Genomic DNA, 17,118 nt, shown 5'->3' on the forward strand with positions numbered 1-17,118 from the left:
GTCTACCCTGCGCGCGATATCATACCAAGAGGCAGCCCCCTTACTGTGAAACGCGCATACTTTACCGCCCTTATCCTTGCAGCCGCCATCGCCTCGCCCGTCCGCGCAGATGAGGCGGTGGGCGCCTATCTGGCCGCGCGGCACGCCAGCCTGAACAAGGACTACGTTGTCGCGGCGGAGTATTTCACCAGGGCCCTTGCCGAAGACCCGTCAAACCCCGCCATCCTCGAAAGCGCGGTGGTGGCGGATGTCTCGCTGGGCCGGATCGACCGGACGCTGCCGGTAGCCCGCAAGATCGAAGACGATGGTCTGCTCAGCCAGATTGCGTTCATGGCGCTGATGGCCGACGAGGTGAAGCGCGGCGATTACGACGCCGTGCTTGACCGTATCGAGCGCGAGCGCGGCATCGGCCAGTTGGCCGACGGGCTGATCGCGGCATGGGTGTATCTGGGCAAGGGCGACATGAGCGAGGCGCTGCGCCGGTTTGACGATGTCGCCGACGACCGCGGGTTGCGCAGCTTTGCGATCTATCACAAGGCGCTGGCGCTGGCGTCGGTGGGCGATTTCGAAACCGCCGAACGGATATTCGCCGGCGAATCCGATGGCCCGATGCAGCGCACCCGGCGCGGGGCCCTGGCATGGGCCGAGATACTCGGTCAGCTCGATCGCCAGGAAGAGGCGGTTGCGATGATCGACGACCTGTTCGGCGCCGATGCCGACCCGCAGGTCAACCAGCTGCGCGATCGTCTGATGGCCGGTGAAACCGTGCCGTTCAGCCTGATCAGCGGTGCCAGCGACGGGGTGGCGGAGGTCTATTATTCACTGGGCCGCGCGCTGATTGCGGATACCAGCAGCGACTATGTGCTGCTATATGCGCGCCTCGCCGAATACCTGAACCCCGCCCATGTCGATGCGGTGATGATGAGCGCGGATCTTTTCGAATCGCTGCGCCAGTACGACCTGGCCGAGGCGGCCTACAAGTCGGTGCCACGCGATCATCCGGCCTTTGCCGCCGCCGAGATGGGCCGCGCCGAGGCGCTGCGCCGCGCGGACAAGGCCGATGCTGCGGTCGAGGTGCTGGAACAGCTTGCCCGCCAGCATCCCGACCTGGCGATGGTGCATGTTTCGCTGGGCGACCTCTATCGTCAGCTGGAGCGGTTCAAGGACGCCGCCGCCGCCTATGACCGCGCGCTCGACCTCTATTCGCCGGACGCGCGCGAGACATGGTTCATCCATTACGCCCGGGCGATCTGTTACGAACGCCTCGGCGTCTGGGAAAAGGCCGAAGCCGATTTTCGCCGCGCGCTGGAAATCAACCCGGACAACCCGCAGGTGCTGAACTATCTCGGGTATTCGCTGGTCGAACAGCAGAGCAAGCTGGACGAGGCGCTGGGCATGATCGAACGCGCAGTCGAGCGCCAGCCCGACAGCGGCTATATCGTCGACAGTCTCGGCTGGGTGCTGTTCCGGCTGGGCCGGTACGAAGAGGCCGTGGCCCACATGGAGCGCGCCGCCGAACTGATGCCGGTCGATCCGGTGGTGAACGACCACCTGGGCGATGTCCTGTGGGCCGTGGGCCGGCGCAACGAGGCCCGTTTCCAGTGGAGCCGTGCGCTGTCTTTCGTCGACGAGGAAAAGCCTGCACCCGACATCGAACCAGACCGCATCCGCCGCAAGTTGGAGGTCGGGCTGGACGCGGTGTTGCACGAAGAAGGCGCACCGCCGCTGGAGGTTGCCGATGACGGTGGTTGAGGCCTTCGTTCCGGCCAAGGTCAACCTGACGCTGCATGTCACCGGTCAGCGCGATGACGGCTATCACCTGATCGATTCGCTGGCCTTGTTCGCCGATGTGGGTGATCGGCTGCGCATCACCTTGCCCGGCGATTGCCGGCTGACGGTCGAGGGGCCGATGGCCGATGGCGTGCCTGTCGATGACAGCAACCTGGTGTTGCGCGCCGCGCGTCTGACCGGGGTGCGTGCCGATTTCATGCTGGAAAAGCACCTGCCATGCGCCGCCGGGCTGGGCGGCGGGTCGGGTGACGCCGCGGCGACGCTGCGGATCCTGGCGGGCTTTGCCGGCCGGCCGGTGCCCGGCAACGGGATCGAGCTTGGCGCCGATCTGCCGCTTTGCATGCTGGGACACGCGGCACGGGTCAGCGGCATCGGTGATGTCGTCACCCCGCTGCACGATCTGCCGACGCTCGATGCGGTGCTGGTCAACCCGAACCTGCCGGTGCTGACAACAGAGGTGTTCGCGCGGCTGGGCCAGAAACAGAACCCGCAGATGCCGGAACAGATGCCGTCATTCGACAGCGCCACCGACCTGATCGACTGGCTGAGCGGGCAGCGCAACGACCTGGAGGGCCCGGCGATAGAGGCCGAGCCGGTGATCGGGCAGGTTTTCGAAACGCTGCAAAAGACGCCGGGGTGCCAACTGACCCGAATGTCGGGGTCGGGCGGCACCTGTTTTGGCCTATACCAGGATGCCGAAACCGCCGGATCGGCCGCCGGCCGGTTGAAAGAGGCGTTTCCGGGCTGGTGGGTGGCTGTGACGCGGCTGAACGCGCCGGGCCGGCCGGGCTGAACCGTCAGGCCACCCGCGCGACCACGTAATCTGCCAGATCGGTCAGGATGCGCCGTACCGGATGGTCGGGCAGGTGCGCCATCGACGCCTTTGCCCGTTCGGCCCAGCCGGTTGCATCATCCCGCGTGCGCGCCAGGGCATCGTGGCGGTCAAGGATCGCCAGCGCCTGTTCAAGGTCGTCCTCGCGCTGGTCGCCCTTTTCGATCGTGCGCCGCCAGAATGCGCGCTCTTCGTCGCTGGCGTCGGCTATCGCCTTGATCAGCGGCAGGGTCAGCTTGCGTTCGCGGAAATCGTCGCCCACGTTCTTGCCGGTGGCGGTTGCATCGCCCTGGTAATCCAGCAGGTCGTCGGCAATCTGAAAGGCGATACCCAGCGCATCGCCATAATCGTAAAGCGCATGCTCTATATATTCGTCCACCCCGGCCAGCACCCCGCCGACCTGGGTCGCGGCGGAAAACAGCGCCGCCGTCTTGCCGCGCACCACCTGCAGATAGGTCTCTTCGCCGGTGGCCAGGTCGCGCGCGGCGCTCAGTTGCAGCACCTCGCCCTCGGCGATGGTGGCGGCGGCGTTCGACAGTATGTCGAGCACCTTCAGCGAGCCGGGCTCGACCATCAACTGAAAGGCGCGGGCAAACAGGTAATCGCCCACCAGCACGCTGGACTTGTTGTCCCACAACAGGTTGGCGGTGGGCCGGCCGCGCCGCTGGCTGCTTTCATCGACGACATCGTCATGCAGCAAGGTGGCGGTGTGGATGAATTCCACCGTCGCGGCCAGGTGCACGTCATAGGGGCCGTCATAGCCGCACAGTTCCGCCGTCGCCAGCGTCAGCATCGGGCGCAGGCGTTTGCCGCCGGCCTCGACCAGGTGCGCGGTCACCTCGGGGATGCGCGGGGCGTGGCGCGAGGCCATGCGTTCGCGGATGAGGGCGTTGACGGACACAAGCCGTTCGGACAGGCGCGCGGCCAGTTCCTCGTGCGGCTTGGTGGCGGCGTGATCCAATCCCATTGCTCTCTCCAGCACGCTTCGGCTCGACAAACATGCGCCTGACGCCGTAAGCCTTGGCTATGAAACAACTGCTGCGCACCAATGACCCGACCGCGATCGCCTTTGCCAAGGCGCTGCTTCAGGGCGAGGGTATAGACTGCTTTGAAATGGACGTAAATATGAGCGTTCTGGAAGGCTCTATCGGCGTATTCCCGCGCCGCATCATGGTGGTCGATGCCGATCATGCCGCTGCGGTGCGCACGCTGCGCGACAACGGGATTGACGTGGATGACACAGCTTGAGCACGAAGCAGGCGATCTGACTTGTGACGCGTTTCTGGGCGGGCGGCTGCGTATCTGGCAGCCCGCGCGCGGCTATCGCGCCGGTGTCGACCCGGTGCTGCTGGCCGCCGCCGTACCCGCCAAGCCGGGGCAAAGCGTGCTGGAGCTGGGCTGCGGGGCCGGGGCTGCGGTATTTTGTCTCGGGCGCCGGGTGCCGGAACTGTGCCTGACCGGGCTGGAACGGCAGGCCGATTATGCCGATCTTGCCCGCCGGAATGCCGCCGAGAACGATATCGGGCTGGAGGTGGTGACCGGCGACCTGGCATTGATGCCCGCCTGCCTGCGCGAGCGCCGTTTCGACCACGTCATCGCCAACCCGCCCTATTACGACCCCACCCGCCGCACGGCCGCCACCGACCTGGGGCGCGAGGCCGCGCTGGCCGAGGTTACGCCCCTGACCGACTGGGTGGCGCAGGCCGCGCGCCGCTGTGCCCCCGGCGGATATGTAAGCATCATCCAGGCGGCCGAACGCCTGCCCGAACTGCTGTCCGCTGCGGCGCGGCATCTGGGCAGTATCGAGGTTCTGCCGCTTATCCCGCGGCGCGGGCGGGCCGCCCGCCGGATGCTGATGCGGGCGCGCAAGGGCGGGCGCGCAGATTTTCGCCTGCATGACGGCTGGCTGTTGCACGCCGGCGCGGCCCATGACGGAGACCGGGAAAATTACACGCCAACAACGGCTTCGGTCCTGCGCGAGGGCGAGGCGCTGCCGTTTCCCGGCTGAATTTTCGAAAAATGCCAGATGATTTGCCGGCTGATCATGCTGCGAATGCGGCGTGACAGAATTGTAAATCTGTGGTGCACTACCTACGTCTGAATTGTAAGGCAGCAAATGAGAGGAGACGGCCCATGAGCTTGGTTTCGCATGTCGAGGAACTTAAGAGAAAACACCAAACCCTCTCCGAACAAGTCGAAGCAGCACAGCGTTCACCCGGCGCATCTGACTACGAAATCATGGAACTCAAGAAACAGAAACTGCGGCTGAAGGAAGAGATCGCGCGCTTGGCGCTCGACGCCTAGGCGGGACGCAGTTCGCCGGTGTCGACCGGCTTGAATTCGCCGGGCAGCGGGTTTGCAGAGCGACGGCGCGTACCGATTGATGATCGCGCGTTGCCACCCGTGGCCAAGGCAATTCTCTCGACAGACAAAAATTCAGGGCCGGTCTTGGTGACCGGCCCTTTTTGTTGGCAAGATCCGTTACCCGGTCAGCCCGGGTCAGGCAAAGAACTGTGCCCCGTTGGCGGTAATTGTCGATCCGTTGATGAACTGGGCATCATCCGAGGTCAGGAAGGTCACGCAGCGGGCGATTTCTTCGGGCTCGCCCAATCGACCGGTCGGGATCTGGGCGATGATAGCCTCGCGCACCTTTTCGGGAACAGCCATCACCATTTCGGTGGCGATATAGCCGGGGCACACGGCGTTGGCGGTGATGCCGCTGCGCGCGCCCTCTTGCGCCAGAGAGCGGATGATGCCGAGGTCGCCCGCCTTGGTGGCGGCATAGTTGACCTGGGCAAACTGGCCCTTCTGCCCGTTGATCGAGCTGATGACGACCACGCGGCCGAACTTGCGTTCGCGCATGCCGGGCCACACCGGGTGGATCGTGTTGAACACGCCGGTCAGGTTGGTGTCGATGACTTCGCGCCACTGTTCGGGGGTCATCTTGTGGAAAGGCGCGTCGCGGGTGATGCCGGCGTTGGCCACGACGATGTCGATCGGGCCAAGCTCTGCCTCGACCTTGGCGATGCCGGCCTTCGACGCCTCGTAGTCGGCCACGTTCCACTTATAGGTCTCGATGCCGGTTGCCTTGGTAAAGGCCGCCGCCTTTTCGTCATTGCCGGCATAGGTGGCGGCGACGGTGCATCCTTCGGCCTTCAACGCCTTGGAAATGGCCTCGCCAATGCCGCGTGTGCCGCCGGTAACAAGTGCAACTCTTGCCATGGAATCCTCCGTCCGTTTGTATGTGGCCTGATTGTTTTGTTACGTTGTCATGCCTGGAAGCGCAATAATGTTGCGGAAACTATTTCAATTTTTTGTTGAGATTCCTCATCACAATAGCGATGCTGGCGAGAATCCGCCTGTTGGTCAACACGAACGGGACCGGACAGCGCAATGCCGCGCGCCGGGCGATACCAGCCGTGTTTTGCCGTGTCGGTGTTGTGTGGGGGGGGCGGCGGCAAGATACCTGCGCCACGTGGCCGGGCGCTGCCGGGATATTGACCACAATCCCGCCGCCGGGCGGCGGAATCATGCAAGGTATTGTCAGGGACAACCTCGCCACGCGCGGCACCATGATCCCACCTGAGCCGTTGCCGGATGGGGGGTTACGGGCGTTCCAGGCACATGGCAACGCCCATGCCGCCGCCGATGCACAGCGTGGCGAGGCCCTTCTTGGCGTCGCGCCGCTGCATCTCGAACAGCATGGTGTTGAGGATGCGCGCGCCGCTGGCGCCGATGGGGTGGCCGATGGCGATGGCGCCGCCGTTCACGTTCACGACCTCGGGGTTCCAGCCCATGTCCTTGTTGACCGCGCAGGCCTGGGCGGCAAAAGCCTCGTTTGCCTCGACCAAGTCCAGGTCCTCGGCCTTCCATCCGGCCTTTTCCAGCGCCTTTCGGCTGGCGCTGATCGGGCCCACGCCCATGATCGAGGGGTCGACCCCGGCCGTGGCGTAGGAGGCGATGCGCGCCATCGGCTCGATGCCGCGCTTTTCGGCCTCGTCCGCGCTCATCAGCAGGACGGCGGCAGCGCCGTCATTGATGCCACTGGCGTTGCCAGCGGTGACGGAACCGTCCTTGACAAAGGCGGGGCGCAGTTTCTGCATCGCCTCGATGGTGACGCCGTGGCGGATATATTCGTCCTTGTCGACCACGATGTCGCCCTTGCGGGTCTTGATGGTAAAGGCGACCACCTCGTCGTCGAAGCGGCCGGCCTTCTGCGCGGCTTCGGCCTTGTTCTGGCTGGCGACGGCGAATTCGTCCTGTTGTTCGCGGCTGATCTGCCATTTTTCGGCGACGTTCTCGGCTGTCTGGCCCATGTGGTAGCCGTTGAAGGCGTCCCACAGCCCGTCGCGGATCATGGTGTCGATGTATTTCATGTCGCCCATCTTGTGGCCGGCGCGCAGGTTGGCGGCGTGGGGCGAAAGGGTCATGTTTTCCTGGCCGCCGGCGGCGACGATCTGGGCATCGCCGAGCTGGATGTGCTGGGCGCCCAGCGCCACAGCCCGCAGGCCCGAACCGCAGACCTGGTTGATGCCCCAAGCCGCCGATTCGATCGGCAGGCCGGCGTTGATGTGGGCCTGGCGGGCGGGGTTTTGCCCTTGCGCCGCGGTCAGCACCTGGCCGAGGATGGTTTCCGACACTTCGGCCTTTTCGATGCCGGCGCGGGCGACGATGGCCTCCAGCACGGCGGCGCCGAGGTCGTGCGCCGGGGTGTTGGCGAACGCGCCGTTGAACGAACCGACGGCGGTGCGCGCCGCGGATGCGATGACGATGTTGGTCATGATCTTCCTCCACCAGGTGTGAGCATGGGCGCGGAAGCCGTTGGAAATCACATCCGAAGTGTCCCGGTCGCCTCGCCGTTGCCAAAGATCTTACCGTATACGCCGCGATGCGGCAACGGTAGGATTGTCACATTGGGGCGAGCCGGCGGTTGCGGGCCTGCCGTGGAACGAAAGCTCAGGCGGTGACGCTGTTCCAGGCGTTTTCATCCCAGGGCGGGCGGATGGTGGGGGCACCGAAATAATACCCCTGCAGACAGTCCATCCCCATATCGGCAAGATAGGCCGCGTCCTCGGCCGTTTCGACGTTTTCAGCGACGCAGACCATGTCGAACTGCTGCGCGATGGACAAGAGCGCGGCGGTCAGGATCTGGTTGTCGGGGTCGTGCGCCACCCCGCGGATGAACTGGCCATCGACTTTGAGGATGTCGAAATAAAACTGCTTGAGGTAGCGGAAAGAGGTATAGCCCGACCCGAAATCATCGAGCGCAAAGCTGATCCCCTGCCGTTGCAGGCCGCTCATAAAGCTGACCACCAGTTCCGGCACCAATATGGCCGAGTTTTCGGTGATCTCTAGGATCAGGCGCTCGCCCGCGGTCGGATCGCCCTGCAGGCCCTGGTGCAGGATGTCGTTCCAGCGCCCGTAGCCGATGGACCGGGCCGACATGTTGATTGCCAGCCGCAGGTCGGGGTATTCGTGCATCGCACGCAGCCCCTGTTCCAGCGCGATGCAGTCGATCAGCCGCCCGGTTTCGGTTGCTTCGATCTCGGATATGAAATCCTGTGCCGGGATAATACGGCCGGTGTCGTCCATCACCCGGATGAGCCCTTCGTAGAACGCCGGGCGGGCGGGGTCGCCGGCGGGAACGACCGACTGATAGGCCAGCATCGCGCGGCCCTTGCGCACCGCGCCATCGACCATCTGAACGACTAACCGGTCGCGGCTGGTCACCGCGAAATTCAGCGGGCTGTCGTGGCCCGCCGGAATGTCGGACCATATCCCCGAATCGTCCCGCATGAGCATGCTCCGTTCTTCGTGCGCTTCACAGGCTGGGGCCGAGCGGCTAATGAATCCTTAAAGTGCGGATTTTAGAGATCCGGCGGCGAAAACGGCAAAAAGGCAGGGTGCGATGGCGGAAAGATGCGGCTGGGTGGGGGCCGATCCCATCTACGAGGTCTATCACGACACCGAATGGGGCGTGCCCGAATACGACAGCCGCGCGCTGTGGGAAAAGCTGGTTCTCGACGGGTTCCAGGCGGGGCTGAGCTGGATCACGATCCTGCGCAAGCGTGACAATTTCCGCGCGGCTTTCCAAGGCTTTGATCCGTATGTCATCGCCGGCTGGGGCGAGGCCGAGGTCACCCGCCTGCTGGCCGATCCGGGCATCGTCCGGCACCGGGGCAAGATCGAGGCGACGATCACCAATGCGCGCGCCTGGACCGCGATAGAGGCCGAAGGCGGCTTTGACCGTTATCTGTGGGACCATGTCGACGGCAAGCCGATCCAGAACCGCTGGCGCAGCCTGGATGAGGTGCCGACCGAGACCGATATTTCCCGCGCAATCTCGAAGGATTTGAAGAAAAAGGGCTTCAAGTTCTGTGGGCCCACCATCGTTTATGCCTTCATGCAGGCGGTTGGGATGGTCAACGACCACCTGGTGAGTTGCCCGTGCCATGAGAGCGTGGCGCGGCTGGGGCGATAGCACGGCGTCTTCGGCGCTGTTCGCGCGGGTGGCGGATTGCCCTCTACGTGCCTGCGTCCCCCCGCGAAACATTTTGGAATCGTCCCACATGTCCTATATGGGAGGCCATCCGCCCAAAGGATTGCCCGCGATGACCGACGCCGCCCCCATCACCCAGGATGTGCTGACCATCCCCCGAAAGCTGCCCGAAGGGCCAGTGAACCTGGTCGGGCTGACCCGCGAGGGGCTGCGCGCGGCGCTGATCGAGCATGGCACCCCGGAAAAACAGGCCCGCATGCGCGTTGATCAGATCTGGCAGTGGATCTACCAGTGGGGCGAGCGCGACTTTCACGCCATGACCAACCTGTCCAAGGCCTATCGCGCCGAACTGGCGGATAATTTCGTCATCGAGATACCCGAGCTGGTCGACCGCCAGGTCAGTGCCGATGGCACCCGCAAATACCTTGTCCGTATCGCCGGCGGGCACGAGGTCGAGGTGGTCTATATCCCCGAAGAGGATCGCGGCACCCTGTGCATCTCGTCCCAGGTGGGGTGCACGCTGACCTGTTCGTTCTGCCACACCGGCACGCAGAAACTGGTGCGCAACCTGACCGCGGCCGAGATCGTGGGCCAGATCATGATGGCGCGCGACGACCTGGACGAATGGCCGCGCCGGGGCGAAGGTACGGGCGAACGCCCCCGTTTGCTGAGCAACATCGTGCTGATGGGCATGGGCGAGCCGCTTTACAATTTCGAGAACGTGCGCGACGCGATGAAGATCGCCATGGATGGCGAGGGCATCAGCCTCAGCCGCCGGCGGATCACGCTGTCGACCAGCGGCGTGGTGCCCGAGATCGCCAAGACGGCCGAGGAAATCGGCTGTATGCTGGCGGTCAGCTTTCACGCCACCACCGACGAGGTGCGCGACAAGCTGGTGCCGATCAACAAGAAATGGAACATCGCGGCGCTGCTGGATGCGCTGCGGGAATATCCCAAGGTGTCGAACTCCGAACGGATCACCTTTGAATACGTGATGCTGAAGGGCGTGAACGACAGTGATGCCGATGCCCGCCGCCTGGTGCAGCTGATCAAGGGCATCCCGGCCAAGATCAACCTGATCCCCTTCAACGAATGGCCCGGCGCACCCTATCAGCGGTCCGACTGGAACCGGATCGAGAAATTCGCCGACATCATCTACAAGGCCGGCTATGCCAGCCCGATCCGCACCCCGCGTGGTGAAGACATCATGGCCGCCTGCGGCCAGCTGAAATCGGCCAGCGAACGTGTCCGCAAGGCGCGGCGGCAGGTCGGGGCCGTGCCCGCCCCGTGAAAGATGATCGTTTCGCGCCGCTGCCCGTGCCCCTGAACGCCCTGGGGCGCCCGCGCCTGACCGGGGTCGAGATCGAACTGGGCGGGGTGGACGAGGCAGCCTGTGCCACGCTCTGCGCCCGGCACCTGGGTGGCGTCGCCTGCCAGGTGGACGAGACGATCTGGCGTGTCGAGGATACGCGGATAGGTATGCTCAAGGTCTATCTCGACACCGCGTTGCGCCATGCTGATAAATCGGCGTTACGGGATGCGGCGCTGTCGCTGGGGCGTGAGCTGGTACCGGTCGAGATCGTAACCGAACCGCTGGACCGCGACGGGTTGATCGCGCTTGACGGTCTGCGCGAGGAATTGCGCCTTGCCGGCGCGGTGGGCAGCGGCGGCGGGCTGTTCTTTGGCTTCGGGGTGCATCTGAATGTCGAGATCGCCGCTGAAACCGCCGGCGCCGTGGTGCCGCCGCTGCTGGCCTTTGCGCTGATCGAGGACTGGCTGCGCGATGCCAACCCCATCGACCAGACACGCCGGGTGCTGCCCTTTGCCTCGCCCTACCCGACGCGGCTGGTGCAGCGGCTGGTCACTATGGGGCCCGGGGCAGACCTGCGCCATGTAATGGATGCCTATGCGCAAGAGGCCCCGTCGCGTAACTACGGGCTGGATATGCTGCCTGTTTTTGCCCATCTGGACGCCGAACGCATCGCGCCGGTTCTGGGGGCGGCGACGTCGGCGCGTCCCGCCTATCATTTCCGCCTGCCCGACAGCCGGATCGACGACCCGGACTGGAACCTCGATCAGGAATGGCGCCGCTGGCGAACGGTCGAGCGGGTGGCGGCAGATGCCGGAATACTGGCCGAACTGTCGCGCGAATGGATGGCCCTGCATACGGGGCTGACACTGTCGCGCACCCGCTGGGCGCGGCGTTGCGGCGCGATCCTGCACGCACACGGGCTGGACGATGCCGGGGGGGCATTGCCGGGGGGCGCCGCCCAATGACCCGTCCGCGCATAGCCGTGACGGTGTCGCGCCGGTCGGGCTGGCGCATCTTTCCGCTTTTCGCCTTCAGCCTGTGGCTGGCCGGCGGGCGGGCGGTGCGCTGGGATGAGGACCACAAGGTCGATATCGACGGGGTCGACGGGGTGGTGATCGGCGGCGGCGACGACATCTCGCCCGACCTTTATGGCGGGCGACTGGTGGCCTCGGCCCGGTTCGATGCCGAGCGGGACGCGATGGAACGGGCGATCGTCAGGGCGGCCTTTGAAGCTAGCAAGCCGGTTCTGGGGGTCTGCCGTGGCGCGCAGATGCTGAACGTGGCGCTGGGCGGTACGCTGCACCAGGATGCCTATGGGGTCTTTGACCAAAGCCGCCGGCACCGCACCGTGCTGCCACGCAAGGATGTCCGGATAGAGCCGGGAACGCGGCTGGCCGCCATCGCCGGGCCCGGGCGCATGCGCGTCAACGCCCTGCACAGCCAGGCGGTCGACGGGTTGGGCCGGGGCCTGCGGGTGGCAGCGCGCGACCCCGGCGGCATGGTGCAGGCGGTCGAGCGTGTGCGCGAACCCTTTGCGCTGGGTGTTCAGTGGCACCCCGAACATCTGTTCTATGCCCGGCGTCAGCGTCGCCTGTTCGCGGCCCTCGTGGCGGCGGCGACGGCCGCGCACGAGCACGAGCCGCAGCTCGCCCAGGTCGATGCCAAGATGTGAGCATCACCGCCTGCCGCGATGATTCCGCGCCGCCGCCGCAATTGAGCGGAATTGTTGCCACATCCGGTGACTATCCCTGTCTTTAACGTGAAACTGGACAGAGATGCGAAACAACCATGGAACGGATCGAAAGCACGAAAATCCAGGCGCTGGTGATGCGCGAACGTAATCTGGCGGTGTCCGAGCGCGAATGGCAGCATCGCCTGCGCGGCTATGGCTACGGCCTGCGCGACAGCGACGAGGGGCGGATCGTCACCTCGCTGTTGCGCGGCGACGATCTGTGCGTTCTCGCCGCCGCGGCCTGAACCCGGCCTGCGGGGCCGCGCGACGGCGGCCCCATCTTGTTGCCAGACAGCGAAAGGCTCAGTTCGCTTCGAGCTGATCTGCAGGAACGTCACGGATCTTCGCCCATTTGGCGTCGGCGTTGGCGATATGGCCGGGCACGTCACTTTGCCAGCGGCTTTGCGCCTGCTCATGCACGTTGAGATACAGCTTGCCATCCACCACGCGGAAAAGCTGCGGGTCGATGTCCAGCTTGAGCCCCATCGCCGCGCCCATGGCGCAATGCCCGCCATAGGCCGGCATGTATTTCGCAGGGTTGGTCTGGAACATGTCACGGTGCTCTGCAGAGCTGAAACGATAGGTCGCGCCGTCATGCTGCGCGGTGAACTCGTCCCTGCCCGGAACGGCGGTATCCTGCGTGAAATAGGCGACCGGATCATAGCCGTGCAGCATCACCCCGTCGGCATCGGTGTTCAGCCCGTGCGACTTGCGCGAGCCGGCGAGCGCTGGCAGCGGACTGGCCGCCAGCAGGCCGGACGCGGCAAGAACAAGGGCGGTGCGTCGCGTGATTGTTTTCATGGAAATTCCTCCTCGGACAGGGTTTGCGTTGTGGGCTGAAACCTCGGTGTCGTGCCCCCGGATCGCAAATCACAACCGCCCACTGGTTCGTCACGTCATGGCGAGCCGTTCGTGAAGGCGCGAAAGCCCCGTTCCATATCCTGCCGTCAGGCCCTAAGAAGGGTGCCGGGAAAGCGGAGAAAACGATGGCCAATACCATGATCGGGGTAATCGGCGGATCGGGTATCTACCAGATCGACGGGTTGCAGGATGCGCGCTGGCAGCGGGTTGAAACCCCTTGGGGGGCGCCGTCGGATGAGATCCTGACCGGCACGCTGAACGGTGTGCCGATGGCGTTTCTGCCCCGCCACGGGCGCGGCCATGTGCATGCGCCCGGCACCATCCCCTATCGCGCCAATATCGACGCGCTCAAGCGGCTGGGCGTCAGCGACGTGATCGCGCTGTCGGCCTGCGGGTCGTTCCGCGAGGAAATGGCGCCAGGCGACTTCGTCATCGTCGATCAGTTCATCGACCGCACCGTTGGCCGCGACTCCAGCTTTTTCGGCACCGGCTGCGTGGCGCATGTGGGGCTGGCGCATCCGGTCTGCGCACGGCTGGGCACGGCCTGTGCCGAGGCGGCCGAGGCGGCGGGCGCCAGAGTTCATCGCGGCGGCACCTACCTGGCGATGGAGGGGGCGCAATTCTCGACCCTGGCGGAATCGCATATGTACCGCACCGCGTGGGGGGCAGACGTGATCGGCATGACCAACATGCCCGAGGCCAAGCTCGCCCGCGAGGCAGAGCTTTGTTATGCCTCGGTGGCGATGATCACTGATTACGACAGCTGGCACCCCGACCATGGCGAGGTGGACGTCACCCGGATACTGGCGACGCTGACGGGCAATGCCGACAAGGGACGCGACGTGGTCCGGCGGCTACCTGCGCTGCTGAGCGATGCGCGCGCGCCATGCCAGCATGGCTGCGACCGGGCGCTTGATTTTGCCATCCTGACCGCGCCCGAGGCGCGCGACCCCGAATTGGTGGCCCGTCTTGACGCGGTGGCGGGGCGGGTGCTTTGAGGGGGCGCCGGGGCAATGCCCGGTCCGAACAAAAGGATGACCGCGATGCCGCTTGACCTCTGGCTGACCTTCGTTGCGGCCTCGACCGCCCTGTTGCTGATCCCCGGGCCGACGGTTCTGCTGGTGCTCAGCTATGCGCTGTCACAGGGGCGGCGGGTGGCTGTCGCGTCTGCCACCGGGGTGGCGCTGGGGGACCTGATCGCGATGACGGCGTCGCTGGCGGGGCTGGGCGCGCTGGTGCTGGCCTCTGCCACGCTCTTTACGGTGTTGAAATGGGCCGGCGCCGTCTACCTGGTCTGGATGGGCATAAAGCTGTTGCGCGCGCGCGCCGCCACCGGGCTGGAGGCCCACACCCGCCCCGACAGCACCGGGCGGCATGTGTTCTGGCACGCCGCGTCGGTAACGGCGCTGAACCCCAAATCCATCGCCTTTTTCATTGCCTTCGTGCCCCAGTTCGTTCGGGTGGACAGCCCGCTGGCGCCGCAGTTCGCCATCCTGATTGCCACCTTTGTCGGGCTGGCGGCGGTGAACGCACTGGCCTATGCGCTGGCCGCCGATCGCCTGCGCCGCACCATCCGCCGCCCCGGCGTGATCACCTGGCTGACCCGCAGTGGCGGGTTGGCCCTGATCGGCATGGGCGTTCTGACCGCCACCATGCGCCGCGCCGCCTGACCCCCGGAGACCCGATGCGAAACCAGAAGACCGTCAAGGATTACATCCGCACCATCGCCGATTTCCCGCAAGAGGGGATACTCTTTCGCGATGTCACCTCGCTCTTTGCCGATGCGCGCGGCTTTCGCATGGCTGTTGATCAGATGCTGCACCCCTGGGCCGGCCAGCCCATCGACAAGGTCGTCGGGCTTGAGGCGCGGGGCTTTATCCTGGGCGGCGCGGTGGCGCACCAGCTTTCGGTGGGCTTTGTCCCCGTGCGCAAAAAGGGCAAGCTGCCCGGCACGGTGATTTCCGAAGATTACCGCCTGGAATACGGCGAGGCGGTGGTGGAAATCCACGACGACGCCATCAAGGCGGGCGAGCGCGTGCTGGTGGTCGACGACCTGCTGGCCACCGGCGGCACCGCCGAGGCCGGCATCCGCCTGATCGAGCGCCTGGGAGGAGAGATCACCGGCTGCGCCTTCATCATAGACCTGCCCGATCTGGGCGGTCGCAAAAGGCTGGAGGCGATGGGCATGGACGTGCATGCGCTTTGCGCCTTCGAGGGGGCGTGAGACGCGCGTTCAGTCGCAGTCTTGCGCCGTGGCCTCCCATTCCTCGATGATCTCGACGGCCTGTTGCGCCGTTTCGACAAAGCGGAAAAGATCCAGATCCTTGGCCGAGATCGTGCCGGCTTCGACCAGCGCATCCCAGTTGATGATGCGGCGCCAGAATTCCTCGCCAAACAGCAGGAAAGGCACCCGCTTCATCCGGTCGGTCTGAATCAGCGTCAGCGCCTCGAACGTCTCGTCCAGCGTTCCGAAACCGCCGGGAAAAACGCAGACCGCCCGCGCGCGCATCAGGAAGTGCATCTTGCGGATGGCGAAATAGTGAAAGTTGAAGCAGAGCCCCGGCGTCACATACTCGTTGGGCGCCTGTTCATGTGGCAGCACGATGTTGAAACCGATGGTGGCGCCGCCAGCCTCGGCTGCGCCGCGATTGCCGGCCTCCATCACGCCGGGGCCGCCGCCGGTGGCGATGACATAGTCCCTGCCGTAGCTTTCGATGGATTTCGTCGTCATCAGCCGTGCGAATTCGCGTGCTTCGTCGTAATACCGCGACAGATCCGCCAGCGTTTCGGTGCGTGCCTCGTCGCGCCCTTGGGATTCGCGAATGCGCGAGCCGCCGAACAGCACCACGGTACCTTCGATGCCGCGTTCGTTCAGGATCATCTCGGGTTTCAGCAGTTCAAGCTGCAGCCGTACCGGGCGCAGTTCGTCCCGGCACAGGAAATCGTCGTCGGCAAAGGCCAGTCGATAGGCGGGCGCACGCGTCTGTGGCGTGTCGGGCACCTGTTCGGCGGTACTGCGGTCTGCCTGGGCATCGCGAAACTGGCTGTTGCGGTCTTCTTGCATGGCGCAAAACTTCCCTGCTTGGGTCTGTCTGCCAGCCAGTATAGGCTTCGCCCGGATTTTACCAGCGGGGGCAAGCATGATGGATTGGCAGGCCGAAATCGAGGCGGCGCAGGCGCGTATTTCCCCGTATGTGCGCCGTACCCCGGTGATGGAGGTCGCAGGCCTTGGCCGGTCCGACGCGGTGACGGTAAAGCTGGAACAGACGCAGCTGACCGGCAGCTTCAAGGTGCGCGGCGCGTTCAACACGCTCTTGTCGCAGCCGGTGCCGGCGGCGGGGCTGGTGGCGGCCTCGGGCGGCAATCACGGTGCTGCGGTGGCCCATGCGGGGGCGCGGCTGGGCCACCGGGCGCGTATCTTCGTGCCCGAGATGGCGGGACCGACCAAGATCGGGCTGATCGAGCGGTTGGGCGCCGATCTGACGGTTGTATCGGGCGCCTATGCCAATGCGCTGGAGGCCGCGCGCACATACGAGGCCGAGACCGGAGCGATGCAGATACACGCCTATGACGCGCCCGGCACCGTGATCGGGCAGGGCACCTGCATGGCCGAGTGGGAGGATCAGCGACTGGACGCCGACACGGTGCTGATCGCGGTGGGCGGCGGCGGGCTGATCGCGGGGGCGCTGGCGTGGCTGCAGGGCCGGCGCAAGGTGGTGGCGGTCGAACCCGAGCAGGCGCCGACGCTGAATGCCGCGCTGGCCGCGGGCGCGCCGGTAGATGTCGAGGTATCAGGCGTGGCCGCCAATGCGCTGGGCGCGCGGCGGATCGGCAATATCTGCCTGGGGCTGGTGCAGAACCACCTGGGACAGAGTGTGCTGGTGTCCGACGACGCCATCACCGCCGCACAACAGGCGCTGTGGCGCGAACTGCGGCAGTTGGTAGAGCCGGCGGGCGCAGCGGCACTGGCGGCACTGATGTCGGGCGCCTATGTGCCGGAGCCGGGCGAGAAGGTGGCGGTGCTGATCTGCGGCGGCAACATCGCGCCGGAGCCGTTCTGATCCGCCTTCAGGGCAATCTGTCTTGCAACA

General features: G+C 65.4%; 20 protein-coding genes. 14 read left to right on the top strand and 6 right to left on the bottom strand.

Annotated elements, in window-relative coordinates; all coding sequences use genetic code 11:
• Positions 1-45: 45 nt before the first annotated feature.
• On the top strand, positions 46-1,752 hold the full coding sequence (locus DL899_RS03210) for a tetratricopeptide repeat protein (protein ID WP_111732350.1): 1,707 nt from the start codon (positions 46-48) through the stop codon (positions 1,750-1,752).
• The gene (locus DL899_RS03215; protein ID WP_111732352.1) at positions 1,739-2,584 is read left to right on the top strand and encodes a 4-(cytidine 5'-diphospho)-2-C-methyl-D-erythritol kinase; all 846 of its coding nucleotides are present in this window, start codon (positions 1,739-1,741) and stop codon (positions 2,582-2,584) included. Before DL899_RS03210 ends, DL899_RS03215 begins: the two co-directional genes overlap by 14 nt.
• Positions 2,585-2,588: 4 nt before the next feature.
• Here DL899_RS03215 and DL899_RS03220 read toward each other — a convergent pair whose 3' ends face one another.
• Positions 2,589-3,590, bottom strand: a complete 1,002-nt coding sequence (locus tag DL899_RS03220; protein ID WP_111732354.1) for a polyprenyl synthetase family protein — start codon at positions 3,588-3,590, stop codon at positions 2,589-2,591.
• A gap of 59 nt (positions 3,591-3,649) precedes the next feature.
• Here DL899_RS03220 and DL899_RS03225 point away from each other — a divergent pair, with 59 nt between their 5' ends.
• The 3 genes from DL899_RS03225 (at position 3,650) to DL899_RS03235 (ending at position 4,927) form a co-directional block, all read left to right on the top strand.
• Entirely contained in the window at positions 3,650-3,871 is a 222-nt protein-coding gene (locus DL899_RS03225) for a putative signal transducing protein (RefSeq protein ID WP_111732356.1), read from the top strand.
• Entirely contained in the window at positions 3,858-4,631 is a 774-nt protein-coding gene (locus tag DL899_RS03230; RefSeq protein ID WP_111732358.1) for a tRNA1(Val) (adenine(37)-N6)-methyltransferase, read from the top strand. Before DL899_RS03225 ends, DL899_RS03230 begins: the two co-directional genes overlap by 14 nt.
• A 125-nt stretch (positions 4,632-4,756) precedes the next feature.
• The gene (locus DL899_RS03235) at positions 4,757-4,927 is read left to right on the top strand and encodes a YdcH family protein (RefSeq protein WP_111732360.1); all 171 of its coding nucleotides are present in this window, start codon (positions 4,757-4,759) and stop codon (positions 4,925-4,927) included.
• A gap of 195 nt (positions 4,928-5,122) precedes the next feature.
• Here DL899_RS03235 and phbB read toward each other — a convergent pair whose 3' ends face one another.
• The 3 genes from phbB to DL899_RS03250 form a co-directional block, all read right to left on the bottom strand.
• Positions 5,123-5,845: an acetoacetyl-CoA reductase gene (gene phbB / locus DL899_RS03240; protein ID WP_111732362.1), complete on the bottom strand. Its 723-nt coding sequence runs from the start codon at positions 5,843-5,845 to the stop codon at positions 5,123-5,125.
• Positions 5,846-6,228: 383 nt separating this feature from the next.
• On the bottom strand, positions 6,229-7,404 hold the full coding sequence (locus tag DL899_RS03245; protein ID WP_111732363.1) for an acetyl-CoA C-acetyltransferase: 1,176 nt from the start codon (positions 7,402-7,404) through the stop codon (positions 6,229-6,231).
• 175 nt (positions 7,405-7,579) lie between these two features.
• Positions 7,580-8,419, bottom strand: a complete 840-nt coding sequence (locus DL899_RS03250; RefSeq protein ID WP_111732365.1) for an EAL domain-containing protein — start codon at positions 8,417-8,419, stop codon at positions 7,580-7,582.
• 112 nt (positions 8,420-8,531) lie between these two features.
• On the opposite strand from DL899_RS03250, the gene DL899_RS03255 reads away from it, so the two are divergent.
• From DL899_RS03255 to DL899_RS03275, 5 genes are all read left to right on the top strand, one after another.
• Entirely contained in the window at positions 8,532-9,104 is a 573-nt protein-coding gene (locus DL899_RS03255) for a DNA-3-methyladenine glycosylase I (protein ID WP_111732367.1), read from the top strand.
• A 130-nt stretch (positions 9,105-9,234) separates the two neighbouring features.
• Positions 9,235-10,413 carry a dual-specificity RNA methyltransferase RlmN gene (gene rlmN, locus DL899_RS03260; RefSeq protein WP_111732598.1) on the top strand — a complete coding sequence of 393 codons (1,179 nt, stop codon included), beginning with the start codon at positions 9,235-9,237 and terminating at the stop codon, positions 10,411-10,413.
• The gene (locus DL899_RS03265) at positions 10,410-11,399 is read left to right on the top strand and encodes an amidoligase family protein (RefSeq protein ID WP_111732369.1); all 990 of its coding nucleotides are present in this window, start codon (positions 10,410-10,412) and stop codon (positions 11,397-11,399) included. Before rlmN ends, DL899_RS03265 begins: the two co-directional genes overlap by 4 nt.
• The gene (locus tag DL899_RS03270) at positions 11,396-12,106 is read left to right on the top strand and encodes a gamma-glutamyl-gamma-aminobutyrate hydrolase family protein (protein WP_111732371.1); all 711 of its coding nucleotides are present in this window, start codon (positions 11,396-11,398) and stop codon (positions 12,104-12,106) included. Before DL899_RS03265 ends, DL899_RS03270 begins: the two co-directional genes overlap by 4 nt.
• Before the next feature lie 116 nt (positions 12,107-12,222).
• A complete protein-coding gene (locus tag DL899_RS03275) occupies positions 12,223-12,411 on the top strand; it encodes a hypothetical protein (RefSeq protein WP_111732373.1) in 189 nt (62 codons plus the stop codon).
• Between the two features lie 58 nt (positions 12,412-12,469).
• Here DL899_RS03275 and DL899_RS03280 read toward each other — a convergent pair whose 3' ends face one another.
• On the bottom strand, positions 12,470-12,967 hold the full coding sequence (locus DL899_RS03280; protein WP_239494580.1) for a YHS domain-containing (seleno)protein: 498 nt from the start codon (positions 12,965-12,967) through the stop codon (positions 12,470-12,472).
• A gap of 185 nt (positions 12,968-13,152) precedes the next feature.
• Here DL899_RS03280 and DL899_RS03285 point away from each other — a divergent pair, with 185 nt between their 5' ends.
• Genes DL899_RS03285 through DL899_RS03295 form a run of 3 tightly spaced genes read left to right on the top strand, consistent with a single transcriptional unit; the run spans position 13,153 to position 15,251 of the window.
• Complete coding sequence (locus tag DL899_RS03285) at positions 13,153-14,025, top strand: S-methyl-5'-thioadenosine phosphorylase (protein ID WP_111732375.1); 873 nt, start codon at positions 13,153-13,155, stop codon at positions 14,023-14,025.
• Positions 14,026-14,070: 45 nt separating this feature from the next.
• Positions 14,071-14,697, top strand: coding sequence for a LysE family translocator (locus DL899_RS03290; protein WP_111732601.1), 627 nt, complete (start codon positions 14,071-14,073; stop codon positions 14,695-14,697).
• 14 nt (positions 14,698-14,711) lie between these two features.
• Entirely contained in the window at positions 14,712-15,251 is a 540-nt protein-coding gene (locus DL899_RS03295; RefSeq protein WP_111732377.1) for an adenine phosphoribosyltransferase, read from the top strand.
• Between the two features lie 9 nt (positions 15,252-15,260).
• Here the strand turns inward: DL899_RS03295 and DL899_RS03300 are convergent, their stop codons facing one another.
• Complete coding sequence (locus DL899_RS03300; RefSeq protein WP_111732379.1) at positions 15,261-16,091, bottom strand: LOG family protein; 831 nt, start codon at positions 16,089-16,091, stop codon at positions 15,261-15,263.
• Positions 16,092-16,170: 79 nt separating this feature from the next.
• Here DL899_RS03300 and DL899_RS03305 point away from each other — a divergent pair, with 79 nt between their 5' ends.
• Positions 16,171-17,088 carry a threonine/serine dehydratase gene (locus DL899_RS03305; RefSeq protein ID WP_111732603.1) on the top strand — a complete coding sequence of 306 codons (918 nt, stop codon included), beginning with the start codon at positions 16,171-16,173 and terminating at the stop codon, positions 17,086-17,088.
• Positions 17,089-17,118: the final 30 nt, after the last annotated feature.

Source organism: Roseovarius amoyensis, from assembly GCF_003260265.1.
GTDB classification, from domain to species: Bacteria; Pseudomonadota; Alphaproteobacteria; order Rhodobacterales; family Rhodobacteraceae; genus Roseovarius; species Roseovarius amoyensis.